Source organism: Massilia sp. LjRoot122, assembly GCF_964252725.1.
Classification (GTDB): domain Bacteria; phylum Pseudomonadota; class Gammaproteobacteria; order Burkholderiales; family Burkholderiaceae_D; genus Telluria.
On record NZ_CAXUPB020000001.1, the window covers coordinates 2,451,166 to 2,464,870 of the forward strand.

The 13,705-nt window shown below is 62.6% G+C and carries 6 protein-coding genes; 2 read left to right on the forward strand and 4 right to left on the reverse strand.

Annotated elements, in window-relative coordinates; translation table 11 throughout:
• Positions 1–105: 105 nt before the first annotated feature.
• From ACSQ25_RS10795 to ACSQ25_RS10810, 4 genes are all read right to left on the reverse strand, one after another.
• The gene (locus tag ACSQ25_RS10795; RefSeq protein ID WP_436105689.1) at positions 106–6,723 is read right to left on the reverse strand and encodes an MBG domain-containing protein; all 6,618 of its coding nucleotides are present in this window, start codon (positions 6,721–6,723) and stop codon (positions 106–108) included.
• 28 nt (positions 6,724–6,751) lie between these two features.
• Positions 6,752–8,470, reverse strand: coding sequence for a ShlB/FhaC/HecB family hemolysin secretion/activation protein (locus tag ACSQ25_RS10800; protein ID WP_436105690.1), 1,719 nt, complete (start codon positions 8,468–8,470; stop codon positions 6,752–6,754).
• Between the two features lie 50 nt (positions 8,471–8,520).
• Complete coding sequence (locus ACSQ25_RS10805; RefSeq protein WP_436105691.1) at positions 8,521–10,611, reverse strand: CHAT domain-containing protein; 2,091 nt, start codon at positions 10,609–10,611, stop codon at positions 8,521–8,523.
• Positions 10,612–10,963: 352 nt separating this feature from the next.
• Positions 10,964–12,157 (reverse strand): glycosyltransferase, encoded by a 1,194-nt coding sequence (locus tag ACSQ25_RS10810; protein ID WP_436105692.1) that lies wholly within the window; start codon positions 12,155–12,157, stop codon positions 10,964–10,966.
• Between the two features lie 366 nt (positions 12,158–12,523).
• On the opposite strand from ACSQ25_RS10810, the gene ACSQ25_RS10815 reads away from it, so the two are divergent.
• Both ACSQ25_RS10815 and ACSQ25_RS10820 read left to right on the forward strand, forming a co-directional pair.
• Entirely contained in the window at positions 12,524–13,054 is a 531-nt protein-coding gene (locus ACSQ25_RS10815; protein ID WP_436105693.1) for a hypothetical protein, read from the forward strand.
• 55 nt (positions 13,055–13,109) lie between these two features.
• Positions 13,110–13,652, forward strand: coding sequence for an OmpA family protein (locus ACSQ25_RS10820; RefSeq protein WP_436105694.1), 543 nt, complete (start codon positions 13,110–13,112; stop codon positions 13,650–13,652).
• Positions 13,653–13,705: the final 53 nt, after the last annotated feature.

Below are 13,705 nucleotides of genomic sequence, written 5' to 3' on the forward strand. Positions count from 1 at the left end.
CTGTCGGCCAACAAGTCGATCCTCTGGCTCGACTGTTTCAGCAAAACAGAGCTCCACGACACTGATGCCGGTGCAGTCTTAATATGCCAGGCTGTCCTCGCTCATTCAGAAATCCGAGCAGCTATTTCGCTGACCCAGCCCCAGACAATTGCTCAGGTTGGGGCTGACCCTGACGCGCGACCATTCCAGTGCAAGAAGGTCGTTGCTGTCGACGCCAACCGTGCCCGTGCCGAGTGGCCCAATCCCGACACAGAGCCGCGGCGTTCCGAAATTCTTTCCATACACACTGCTGCTTTCAAAACTCACATTGCGCAGAATCGCCGGACGGGCCAGGATGGGCGATGACACCAAGGTGAGTGCCGTGCCGTTCGCCGGGGACTGAACGAATCGGTAGTTGGCTGCGCTCAAGCCGCCGCCTTCCAATCCGTAATTCCCCGGCAGGGAGGTCGCCGAGCTGCCTGGCGTGAACACGAGTGTGCCGGTGGTGGCAGTGTCGAGCGTCTCTCCGTAGGCAAAACCGGTCACGGTGCCCGACAAGGGTAGCGCAGGTACGTCCTGGAACTGAGTAGCCGGTGTCGCAACGTAGGTCAGTACCGCCTGGTCGACCGCAAGCGTTCCGGGAACGTAGACCGGATCGTAGTTGCTCGCGCTGGCGTTCGCGGCGACGATCGCATGGGTTCCCGCGACCGCCTGCTGCCCGGTCGCCGTGCTCAGGGCCAGACCCTGCACCACGGCACTTGTGTCGCCGTATTTGAATCCGCTTATGGTGGCAGTCAGGGCCGGATCGGCGGCGCCATACACTTTCGCCTTGTTATCGGCGGTGATGGTCAGCGGCGCCTTCGCGACCAACAGGGTGCCCGGTCGGTAGTTGAGTGTGTAGTTATCGGCGCTGCCGTTCGACACCGCGATGGCATGCCGGCCGGCGCCGGCCAGGGCGCCTGCCGGAGCGGCGAACGCCAGTCCACGGACTACGGCCGCGGTATCGCTGTATTTGAGCCCGCTGGCGCTGGCGGTGAATGCCGGTTCGGGGTCGCCGTAGACTTTCTGCTTGTCGTCTGCAATGACCAGCAAGGGCGCCTTGTTCACGGTCAGCGTTCCCGGCCGGAACGTCATTGTGTAGTTCGCCGCGCTGCCTTCCGAGCCGGTGATCGTGTGGGTGCCTGCGGTGGCTGCCGCGCCGGACGCGGTCGACAGGTTCAGCCCAGTGATGTCGGACGCACCATCGTCGTACTGCAGTCCGCTGAAGCTGGCCGTCAGCTGCGGATCGGGATCGCCATAGGTCTTTTCCTTGTCGTCGATGAACACCTGCAGTGCTGCCTTGTCGACCGTAAGCACGCCGCTCCGGTACACGAAGCGGTAGTTGGCGGCTGTGGCATCGGCGCCGGTGATCGCATGGGTGCCGGCGGTTGCCGCCTTGCCGGTCGCGGTCGATAGGCGTAGTCCGCTCACGACCGCATCCGTGTCGCCGTAGAGGAAGCCAGCGTAGCTCGCCGACAGTGTCGGTTCGGGACCGCCATAGGTCTTGCTCCTGTCGGCGATGTTGACCTCAAGCGGCGCCTTGTCCACCGTCAGGACGCCGTCCTGGTAGCTGAGGCGGTAGTTCGCGGCCGTGGCGCCGCTGCCGACAATGGCATGGCTACCGGCGCTAGCCGCCGCGCCTGTTGCCGTCGACAAGTTCAGGCCGCTCACGACTGCCGCCGTGTCGCCGTAGACCAGGCCCGAGAAGCTGGCCGACAGCGTCGGCTCGGCACCGCCGTAGGTCTTGCTCTGGTCGGCCACGATGACCTGCAGCGCCGCCCTGTCGACCGTCAACGTGCCGGGTTGATAGACAAAACGGTAATTCGCTGCCTGCGCATTGGCAGCGGTGATCGGGTGCGTGCCTGCCGTGGCCGCCGCACCGGTGGCGGTGCTGAACGTGAGACCGCTGACCAAGGCAGCCGTATCCTCGTACTTGAAACCGGACAGCGAGGCGGTGAGCAGAGGATCGGCGCCACCGTAGATCTTTTCCTTGTCGTCGACCCGTACGAGCAGGGTAGCCGGGGTCACGGTCAAGCTGCCTGGCAGTACCGTGATCTCGTATCCTACCGGAGAGATGAACGTACCGGTGGTTGCATGTGTACCGACAGCGGGCCGCGGGCTGGTGCTACTGTAGCGCCCCACCGCGGCGTCTTCCAGGGAATCGTTATTGACGAGTCCGGTGGCGGTATAACCTGGAGCGGAATCGCTACCATACTCGCGTTCAACGACATTACCCTTGAGGGTCAAGGTAGGACGTTGACGGTAAATGAACCTGTTCCCGCTGAGCTCCGCTGCGCAGGGGCTGCCGTAACCGCAACCGTAAAAGTTCGGGCGCGGGTTTGTTGGCGTGATCGGGCCGCGCACTTCGCCGACCCAGGTATCGGCGAACACGCGCCAGCCCCCACCGGCAGACAGTAGGCCGTTGGCGGCGTTAAGTAAAATGCCACCAGTAAGCAAAGTTGCGCTTCCATCCAGGGTTTCCACATCGGTGCCAAGCGTCAAGTTCCCAGAGGTATCGAGCAACAAATCGCCGGCAACCGTCATTTTGGAAGCACTGATCATCGAGGTTCCACTCGACGGAGAATAGCCATGGCCGATTGGCGCATCGATGCGCAAGGGCCCACGGTTACGGAAATTGACGTCACCACCGGCAGTTGATGCCGTTCCTGGACGGTTGTTCAGCAGGGCTGAGAAGCTCCCGACCTGGTTCGGTATCGCGGCAAGCTGGAAGTTCGACTCCGGCTGGGTGCCGTGCAACAGCAGGCTGGATGCCGTGATTCCCCAGATATCGCTGTTGGCCGAACCGTCTACCGTCACGTTTCCGCCCGACGAAAGTGTCAACTGGCCCGAGACGTTTGTGCCCTGAAGCAGCGTGATGCCCTTGCTGCCGGCGCCGCCATTCTGCAGAGTCAGGTCGCCGGTAAAATCCCTTCCGTCTTCGAAGTGAATCGCGCCCTTGTGGTCAATGCTGCCGACCACGACACGCGCAGGACCGTGTTGGCCAATGCTTAGGTTCTTTAACGACAACGTAAAGCCTGTCGTGCCTGCGTCATCGTCGACCATGCGGATCGGGGTATCGACGTGGTCCACCACCATCCCGCTTTCCTGGACGCCGCCGGGCAGTAACATGATTCGGCCGGAAGTACGCAGGTTGACAAGTGAAGGGCCCTCTCCATAATCGAGTACCCGTCGTGAGTCGTCGCCCGTGCTTGCTCGGAGAGTAATTGCTCCCGACATTTCCTGATCGCCGAGGGTGACGTTGTTGAACGTTATACCGGCTGCACCTGAAGACTCGCCAGCCACCGAAATCGATCCCCCTGCTGTAGCAGTCGCTTTCACATTGAAAAGCTGCAGACCGCCATTGGATGTCCCACGTCCCGCCATCCATAGGCCGTTTGCCCCTGCCGACAGGTTGGCGCTATTGGCGCTACCGTTGTTATAGGCCACTAAACCGGTCGTGGCGTCCGAGTGCGCGATACCGGTGATACCGAGCCGCCCGCCGGACAGGATATCGCCTCCATACATGAAGAGAGAGAGTCCAGTGCCATCGGATGAGCCGACGAGCGCAGTGCCGGCGCTAAGGCCGTGCAGCGACACTTCTCCCGAGCCGGTTGTAATGCTGCTATCACCTATAGAAATGTCCAGACCTGTTGAAGACAGAAAAATCAACTGTTCAGATGATATCTTGCCAGACGAAGAAGCAAGCCGACCGTCCTCTCCCTTGAGCGCAATGGCGCCCGCACCGGTTGAAATGGAGCTCGAAACATCCATGAGTAGCGAGGTCCCCAAGCTGCTTTTCGCCTCAGACCCGATGGTGCGTACGCCGAGGCCGTCAAACTCGATATCGCCGTCGCTGGTCGAAACAGACCCCGCATACATTCGAACGTCCAGGCCGGTCGATCGCTCGGGATGGGATCCAGGCAGGTCGCCTGGTCGCAGGTTTACGCCGGCTGTGCCCTTTACGGAGATACCGCCACTGGAGGTAGAAACACTGCCATCCTCTACCGTCAAGCGCGTTCCGACACTTTCGTCAGCTTCCGCACCGACCGTTCGGTAATTGGTCCCGTTGAATTCAATTTTTCCGTCGAACGTCGATATGGCGCCAAGTTCGACCGTGACGTTAAGGCCTGTCGACCGAGCGGGACGATATCCACCTGTGCTTTTCAACTTCGAACCTTCGTCAATGTTGTTGGTGCCCTCGATCGAGATGTCCCCATCACCAGTTGAAATGCTACCCTCGGAGATGATATAGGCGCCGTCGCTAACATGCGCTTCAGCGCCGACCGTTCTGAGGTTTTCGCCCTTCAGCTCGATCTTGCCTCCCCAAGTTGCGATCGATGCATTATGCAGGTTGATAATTAATCCGGCCGTGCGTTCCGGATGCACTCCTGTCACGTCATTATCGATCGAGCTACGACGACGGCCATATTCTCCGAAAATCCGGATGCCGCCGCTTGATGTAGAGATCGATCCCTCATCCGAAGTAATTGATGCTCCAATGCCTTCGCCTCCTTCTACCGGCATTCCGTCACTATTGCCGCGTAATTCAATCGTGCCCTCATTAGATGAGATGGATCCGCCGTTCAGGCCTACCAGCAGTCCCGTGGATGCGGCAGAATGAAGACCGCGTGTACCGGGGGCGGTCGAGGTCCGAGTCCCCCCATCCTTCCCCCAGATCGTTATGTTTCCGCTGGTTGTCGAGATATTTGCACCGTCGCCAAGATCCACCTCGACGCCGATGCCGCTCTGGCCGCGGTCTATCGTTCCGTCGGACAGCGTAATGCTACCCATACCGCCAGTACCGTCCAGACTGATACTCCCTGTTGCGGCGAGCAGGTCCGACTGACGCAGGTAGATCCCGGTACCGCCCGTGGAAGGCGAGTCGCCTGTGGAATCATGTCCGGCCCCGCGCATTGTGATACGTCCGCTGTTGACGCCACCAGTCACGCAGCTGCATGCATTGAGCGTGGCCCCGTCGATCGAAATGCCTTCCCTGTTGAACGTACTTCCAATCGCACTTCCATGTGCGCGGTCGCTCTGGCCATATAACCAGATGTCGCCGCCATTGGTCTGAATGCGTGAATTCGCCTCGATGACGATGGCGCCTGTCCCACGGCTCTGATCGGAAACCGGATTTACTATGCCGGTCGAATTGGCATTGAAATCGACATGCAATTTACCGCTATCGGAGCGAATCGTCGGCCCCCCATACATGATGATGTCCTGGCCGGCTTCCAGATACAGCGTGGCGTCCGTTGGCTCGGGCGCCGGACCGTTCGCCGGAGCCGGCGCGCGCTTGATGATGTCGGCAGCCACCGTGATGCTGCCGGTCGCCACCGATTTCGAATTGGTCCCGGTCGTGAGTACGTCCGAAATGGTCTGCGCCTCCTCTGTGCCGATATACAGGTCGTCCGGGTCCAGCAGCCAGGTCCCCGCCATCCCCTTTGCCGCCGACGCATTCGCACGGAGCCCCGCGATCTCCACAGTCTTCCCCGAGGTTTCGATGAAGCCGCCATTGCCGCCCTGCGCGCCGCCGCGGGCGCTCAGGGCCCCGGTCGCAGCGAGCGTGCCATCGCTCCAGAGTACGATCTTGCCGCCATCTCCGGTTTCCAGCGCATCGGCATGGATGGCGCTGCCGGAATCCATCGTGACCGACGAAGCGTGCCGGATCGCCGGATCGGCGCCGCGCTCGCCGCCACCGACGAGCACGGCACCGCCGCCGGTGGCGCCACGCGTGTCGATCTCCGCGCCGCTTTGCATATGGAGCTCCTTGCCGGTGACGGTGACCGCGCCGCCGTGCCGGCCGGGCTCGGCGCCGTTGGCGTCCAGGGTTCCCGCCAGCTCGACCTTGCCGCTGCTGCCGCCATCGAGCATGATGCGCCCATCACGCTCGACCAGCGAACGCGCCTGGATTACGCCGGTATTCCTGACCACGGTGCCGGCCAGGGCGCCCAGCGCATGCGCGCTCATGATCACCTGGCCGCCTTCGGTCAGCACGGCGCCGCCGTTCTCCACCAGGGCATTGATGCTGGCCGCATCGACCACGATGCGGGTCAGGCCGTCGCCGGCGAAGTCGAGCGAGACCTTGCCGCCGGCCGCCATGCCCACGGTGCCGAGGCGTGCGCTCATCGTCCCTTCGTTGCTGACTTCGGCTCCCAGCAGGGCAATCGTGCCGCGCTCGGCAGCTGACAGGCGACCCTGGTTGCGCACCACACCGGCGCCGCCGCTACTGGTAAAGTTGTAGCGTCCGGACAGGAAGTCCTGGTCGCGGATATCCAGGGTCGAGGCGACCAGCCCTCCGACGTCGACCGAGGCACTCTTGCCGAACAGGATGCCGGATGGATTGATCAGGAAGATCTTGCCGTTGGCGCTCAGGCTGCCCTGGATGTCGCTCGGTGTCGCCGAAGTCACCCGGTTGAGCGCGACGCTGTTGCTGCCGGGTTGCTCGAAGCGGACGCTCTGCCCGGCGCCGATCGAAAAGCTGCGCCAGTTGATGATGGCCTTGTCGCTGTCCTGTTTGATCAGGGTGGTCTTGGCATCGGGCCGTGTAACGCGAGCCTGGCCGCTGACGACGTTGGCGTCGGTCGGTCCTGCCAGGGCGACATGCGGGCTCGCCAGGGCAAGCGCCACCGCCAGTGCGACCGGCTTGACCGGGAAGTGCGCGTCGCAGGGTCCGGCGAGCCGCGGTGTGGAACGGAATTTCATGACGCATCCTCCAGTCGTTGGCTTGCAGTCAGAACGTCTTGATGAGTTGGACATAGGCGCGCGGGTTGCGCTCCGCGCTGTTGACCGGGGCGCCGGTGTGCTGGTTCTGCCACGCCAGGCTGGCCCGCAGGGCCATGCCCTGCGCCAGGTTCCAGTACAGGCCGAGACCGGCGCCGCTCAGGGTCTGGGTATTCATGGCACCCGCGCGCGGCCGGTGGTAGATGCGCACGCGTCCGATGTCGTAGAAGACGCTCAGGCTGGTGTCGGGTGTCGCACTCCAGCGCAATTCGATGTTGGCGATATGGGCTTCGTCGCCGATGCCGGAAGCGCTTGAAAAGGCGCGCACAGCGCGCGGGCCGCCGACCGCAATCTTGTCAGCGCTGGCGAGGTTCTTGTTGGAAAACTGCCCCGCGACCGCGACATAGGCGCTGATTGCGGGGGTAATCGACTGCAGGCGCGACGCGACATAGCTGGCGCGTACGAAGCGGCCGTCGGTGCGGTAGCCAAGCGCATCCTGGTCGGCGGCGAGGTCTTCGGGGGACCGCAGGTCGAGCTTCCCCACGAACAGCGTGATGCTCGCGCTGCTATAGCCGCCGCCGAACAGCCGGTCGCGCCGCTCGTAGACGAGGCCCAGGCCGAGACTTTGGATACGCTTGTCGGATTCGATGTCGACGGCGCCGATCCTGTCGTCGAGCTGCTTGTATTCCAGGCTCGCTTTGGCGAACAGGTTGCGCAGGCGTGAACGGAGCACCGGGTAGGTGGCGGAAAACTCGAGCACATCGGCGGTGCCATAGGCATCGAGTGCGGAGAATTCCTCGCCAAGTTCGTACCGGACGTGGGAGTAGGCCACACCGGCGCGCAGGCCGGACGGGCCGAGCGGCGCTTCATACGATACGCGCCCGAAGTTCAGTCCCTTGCCGAACGAGCTCATGAGGCGAACATCGAGATTGTCGCCCCGGCCGAACGGGCCATTCAGGCGTGCCATGACGCCGGCGCGGTACTCGCCGGTCGCCTTCGAACCATGGTTGTCGGCATCCACGCTCAGGCTGTAGCGCGGGACCGACTTGATCTCAAGGATCAGGTCGAAGCTGCCGGCCTGCTCCCCGGTCTCGATCGATGCCTGGACCGACATGCCTGGCATGTCGGACAGCATGAGCATGGCGCGTTCGAGCTCGCGTTGCGTCAGCGGGCGGTCGGTCGGCAAGCTGGCGACGATCGCTTCGATTTGGCGCTCGTGGACGCGGACATCGTCGATGCGTTCGATGCGCACCTTGCCCAGCCGCCCTTCGAGTACGCTGAACTGGACCTGGCCGCCGGTCACGTCCTGCACCGGGATGGTGGTGCGGGTCAGGATATAGTCGGCGTCCCGGTACAGCGTGTTCACGCGCTCGGCCAGTACCTGCAATTGCGCCAGGTTCACCTGGCGGCCCAGCTGGTCCGCCATCAGTGTGTGCAGGTGTTCCGAAGAGAAGCGGGTGTTGCCGACAAAGCTCACGCCGCGCAACACGAAGGAAGCGCCGTCCTGCTGTACTGGCGGCGCAAGCGGGGCCGCGGGCAGCTGCAGCGGCGTGGGCGCGGGAGGGCGCGGGGGCGGCAGCGGCGGCGTCGCTTCCCGCAAGGCGCGTCCGGCGTCGGGCACCTGTGCACAGGCCTGGCCGGCTGCACCGAAGAGGGCGCATGCGGACAAGATCCCGGGAAGGACAGGCGAGCGACTGCGCGCTCCGGCTGGCGCCAACGATAAGCTCATTGTTTGCTCCTTGGTCCGCTGATGACGGGGATCCGTCAACGACAGTTGTGCTAGATGGTGCCCGGCTTCCGGATCTGCATGCGCCAGTCCCCGACCAGGTCGAATGGCGCCCAGAAGAAGGGCTGGGCATACCTGGGTTGCTTGAGGACGGTCAGTTGCGCCTTCTGCATGGCGGCCATGGCCGTCGATCCGTTCGCCAGTTCCGCGTAGACGGTCGACATGAGCAGTTCGGTCGAATCGTCGGCTACCGGCCACAGCGACACCAGCAGGGTGGACGCGCCGGCACTCAGGAACGAGCGGGTGAAGCCCATGATCTCGTCGCCGCGGGCGATCCGTCCGAGGCCGCTCTCGCAGGCACTCAGGGTCACCAGCGAGACCGAATTGAGGTTCAGCCCGAAGATTTCACGCGCTTCGAGGAAGCCGGCGTCGTTTTCCTCGGGCGCGAGCAGGATGCGCGACTGCAAAGGATCGATCCGGTCCACCTCGGCGTGGGCTGCGACGTGCAGGATGCTGGCGCTCGATGCGATATCACGGAAGCGGCGTTTCGAGGCCGCCTCCCTGATGAAGATTTCCTTGTTGGGGAACAGGTCGCCGATCAACTTCACTTCGGCTTCCGCGTTCGGAAGGGCCAGCGCAGCGTCCGTTCCTGGATTGCCGAACGCAACGAGCTTGCCGCTCTGCTCGTTCCCACGCTGGGTCAGCTGGAGTGCGAGGCTGGCGGAGGGAGAAAACGCCAGCGCGTTACGCTCGATCAGGTAGCTGCCTTTGTGCTGCAACGCCTGGAAGGGCAGGTAATGTAGCGAGTCGTGGGGAACGATCAGCAGCTGCTCGGCAGGGAGTATGCGCAGCGGTTCGATCAGCAGCGCATGCAGGGCGGCGCCATGCGTGCCGGTGCTTGCACTGCGCGTGAAGATGGCCTGGCGGAAGCTGTCAACGGCTGCCGACAGGTCGGTGCGTGAAACCGGGATGACATGGCCTTCGATGCCGGCCGGCCGGATGACCCAGGCAATGAGACGATCGTCCAAGGAATGGAATTCCAGGATGGCTTCCCCTTTGCGCAGCGCGGCGCCGACCACGGCCCGGGTGAGCGGCGCTGTGGATGCCGCGCTTGGCTGCGCACCCGGCGCGACGCGGTCCCGCACTACGTCCAGCAGCGCCCGCGACCGGCTTTGCTCGCTCAGCAGCCAGGCACTGTCGAAGTCGCCCATCTCGACCGAAAGCTTGATGGCACGGTCGAAGATCTGCTGGACGTCGCCGAACAGGCCGCTCTTGAATTCCTCGCTGCGGAAACGATTGCGCATGCCTTCTGCGCTACGGGCGGCGTCGAGGTAGGCCCGGCGCGCACCGGCCCGGTCATTCATGCGAAGCAGGGTGCGGCCCATGCCCTCCTGGCCCCACAGCCTATGGTAGGCGGCATCGGACCCGCCCGCCTCCTGGGCTACCTCTGTAAACAAGCGCAGGGCTTGCGCGTGTTCGCCTTCCGCCAGAGAGAGATTGGCGAGCCCGCGCTTGAACGCGTGCCGGAGGGCATCGGGCGGCTGCCCGATCTGCTGGTACAGGGAGCGCGCCTGCTTTAACTGTCCGTCATGAAGGTAGGCATTGGCGAGCGAAATCTGGATCAGGGGACGGTATTTTTCGCTGGCCGCGGTTTCCGCCTGGCGGTAGAAGGCGATGGCGTCGGCGTAGCGTGTGCGGCGGCTGGCAATGTCGCCCAAGACTTTCAAGACGGGCCCCGCAACGACCGGCCTCGGGACCGCCTGGCTGGCCAAGGCTTCCTTCGCATATTGTTCGCCGCGTTCGAGATCACCGGCGTAGCTGTAGGTGATCGCAAGATCCCGCTTGGCCGAGGCAACCAAGTCGGCATTCGATTGTTGCTGGGCGAGGAGCAGGGCCTTGCTGGCAGCCTGTATGCTCTGGCGGAATTCGCCACGCTCGGCCAATGCCACGGCCTGGGCGCAATATTGGGCGCCGTCGAGCTTGATGCGTTCTTTCTCGTAAAGGATGCGTCCTTCGTCCAGCAGGGATTTCAGGGTCTCGACATCCTTGACGCGCACTTGGGCCGCATCGAATGCGGACGGTGCGGGAGAATTATTATGTTGCGCACCGCCGTAAGGAGAAGCGAGCAGCAGTGGAATAGCCACGACCAGGATTCCGGCCCTGTTCCGGTATATGAAGGACATCCCCGCTCTCCCCGCAATGACTGCGAAAACCAGCGCCCGTTGATCCGCGATTGCGCGGTTCTCAGGCTTATCCTTTTATGCAAGCGCGGCCCTTATTTCCGACATGGGCGCTTATCCGAAACCGGTGCGCAGGAAAAAACCACTCCACCCGAATGGTGGCTTCGGGGAGCTTAATTAGCATCGGTTAATATGTTATGTTTATAGTTGGTTTTTATAATGTAGCACCGTTTATTTTCGACTTCAATGTTATTGAACGCAAAAACAAAAAAGCCACAACAGTTTCTCGGAATAACTTTATATTGATTACTCGAAATTAGATTGTTGACTCAATTGTCGCTAATGTAATTGCTCGTCTGCAAATAGCGTTCAGGACGGAACCATGGTCGAAGGCTGCATATTTCTCGGAAAACGCACGCGCCTGCTGGGCGAAACAGACGCTGGACAACAGCAGGCGCAAGGCTTGCGAAACTTGGCCCGGCTCGCCCTCAGCGCGGACGACCAGCCCGGCTCCCATCTGTGCAACGCGCATGCCGAACAGGTACTGTTCCAGGTGCCGGGCGACCACGAGCACTGGCTTGCCTGCCATGAGGAAGGCGCCGGCAGTGGTTGTTCCGTTGACGGCCACGATGTGCGCTTCAGCCAGCATCTGCTCCAGGCTGGCGGGTTGTCGGATGATGGATAGGTTCGGCCCAGCTTCCGTGGCGAGATCCGCGTCGGGCAGATACACGATGCAGGGATTGCCCGACGCGCGCATGGCGGCAAGCGCCGCGGCGGACGCCGGGCCCTGGCCACGAAGATAGGCGAACAGGCGCGGACCCTGGCCGGGAGGCCAGCCCTGTGTGCGTCCCGATCCGCCATCGCGCATGGTCAGCAAGCCCCAGTAAGCGGCCGCCCCGTGCCTGCCATAGTGGTCCAGTTCGGGCAAGGCCAGCATGGCGTCTTCGGCGACATCGAACAGCTCGTACAGTGCTGCCAGCGTACGGGCATGGAACCGGGCGAGCACCAGGTTGACCGTGTCGAGCACCGCCGCCTCGTGCTTGGCGAGCAGGCTCTCATCCACGCTCTCCCACGGGCGCATGGCCGGGAAGGGCGTGCGCCGCGGCGGCAGCGTAAAACTCGTTCCGAACAGCATCACCGGGATACCGAGCGAACGTGCTGCAAGAATAGCGGTCGGCGCGTGGTCTGCAAACACGAGCCGGGGCCGCACCAGGCGCATCAGCGTACGCCAGGCCACCACCAATCCCGTCAGGACCGGCGGCGTGGAATAGCCGACACCGGCCAGCATGTCCGCGTAGGTGAGCGGAGCGGACGAATCGGCGGGTCCGTCGAAACGCGGGGCCTGCAGCCATGTCCAGTCCTCGCCCAGCAAATCTTGGCACGAGCGGGTTTCGCGTACCGCAAGCGCCACGTCGTGCCCGGCTTGCCGTAGCCGCTCAGCCACCGGCTTGAACGCGCCTACATGCCCGAAGTTGCTTCCGAGTTCCCATGCGTAAAGGAAGCATGTCATAAATTACCCTCAGCGCCGCGACGCGCATGCCCGCGAACGCAGCGCAGGCGGATTAATCAGAGAAAACCGATTTGTTGCATCTTGCCTCGTTTAAGTGCCGGGAAACACTCGAATGGGCACGACCGATTCTTTCAAAAACCATGTTTTGCTACCTCTGTCTTAAGTGGGAGGATGCCGCCGCGGCCCGTTTTCCTTTACGTTCCATGGCGGTTCCTAGATAGCCATGCGAATCAGGCACGCGGAATCGACGCTATTCCAAAAACTGATTGCCATTCAATAAATTTGAAAGTAGTCTTGAATATGCTGCACGGTTGTTGCAGCCGGGTTCACAAATCCTTTCGTGTGTCGTTATCTTTGGAGGAAACGATGGCGGAACAGTCTGAATTGTATAAGTGGTTTTGGAAGAAAATGGACGCGTTGACGGCGTCGCGTCCGTTGACGCCGAAAGAAATTGCGGAGAATGCACGCGAAAAGTCGGTTCAGCGGTTCATGCGCATGCGCGACAATCTCGCCTTGCTCAATGAATTCCTGTCCGAGGCCAAGTCGGTCACCGAAGAACTGGAGCGCACCGGCGTCGATGTCAGGTGGGCACGGTCGTTTGTGTCGAAGCTGCTGGGGCCGATCAACATACTCAACCATGCCGTCGGCGCCAGTGCGGAAGCAGTCGAGGCGGCGCAGCAGGTGAGCCTCGAACTCGCTATCTGGTACAAGCATGCCGCCGACCAGGCGCGCGTCAAAGCCAATGGCGACGACGATCAGTACATGATCGCGTCGGCGGAAATCGATCGCCTCTGGCAGGCGCGCAACGTCAAGGCGGTGCTGTCGGCCGATCAGAATTCGTTCGTCATGCGCTTGTGGCCGAAATGGCGTGACCGGCTGCTGAGTCTCGTCATCTGATCGCCGCTGACTTCCGCACATCCTGAGTGACCACCACTTTATAGAGGAGCAGGAAATGAAAGCCCGTTTATTGCTTGTGTTGTGCGCGTTGTGTGCGGCGCTACCCGCGATCGCCCAGGACGGCCCGGTTCTGAAGGAAGGGCAGGTGGATGTCAACACCCTCGTCGATGCGCTCACGCCCAAGGAGCCCGTCCGTACGCGCAGCCTGCGCATTCTGCGCGACGATGTGGGCACGCCGGCGGTCGCCGCGGGACCGGCCAAGGCACACCTTCTGATCACGTTCGAGACCAATTCAGCCAACCTCACCCAACGTGCCCGGCAATCGCTCGACACCGTCGGTCAGGCGCTTGCGTCCGAGAAGCTGTCGGGCGCGCGTTTCGCGATCGAAGGCCATGCGGATCCGCGCGGCGTTGCCGCCACCAACCAGAAACTGTCGCAACTGCGGGCGCAGTCGGTTCGCGACTACCTGGTCAGCAAGATGCAGATCGACAGGTCGCGGCTGGATGTCGTTGGGAAGGGTTCACAGGAGTTGATGAACAAATCGAATCCGGAGGCTCCCGAAAACCGTCGGGTGACCATCGTCAACCTGTCGCATTGAGCAGCGGTCGGCAGCCGGCAGCCGGACCTATGCCGGGTGTCGGCGGTCCCGGC

Excerpts from the sequence above, each read along its gene's own strand:
- ACSQ25_RS10815 (WP_436105693.1), top strand. The coding sequence starts at position 12,524 with ATGGCGGAACAGTCTGAATTGTATAAGTGGTTTTGGAAGAAAATGGAC.
- ACSQ25_RS10800 (WP_436105690.1), bottom strand. The coding sequence starts at position 8,470 with ATGAGCTTATCGTTGGCGCCAGCCGGAGCGCGCAGTCGCTCGCCTGTC.
- ACSQ25_RS10795 (WP_436105689.1), bottom strand. The coding sequence starts at position 6,723 with ATGAAATTCCGTTCCACACCGCGGCTCGCCGGACCCTGCGACGCGCAC.
- ACSQ25_RS10810 (WP_436105692.1), bottom strand. The coding sequence starts at position 12,157 with ATGACATGCTTCCTTTACGCATGGGAACTCGGAAGCAACTTCGGGCAT.
- ACSQ25_RS10820 (WP_436105694.1), top strand. The coding sequence starts at position 13,110 with ATGAAAGCCCGTTTATTGCTTGTGTTGTGCGCGTTGTGTGCGGCGCTA.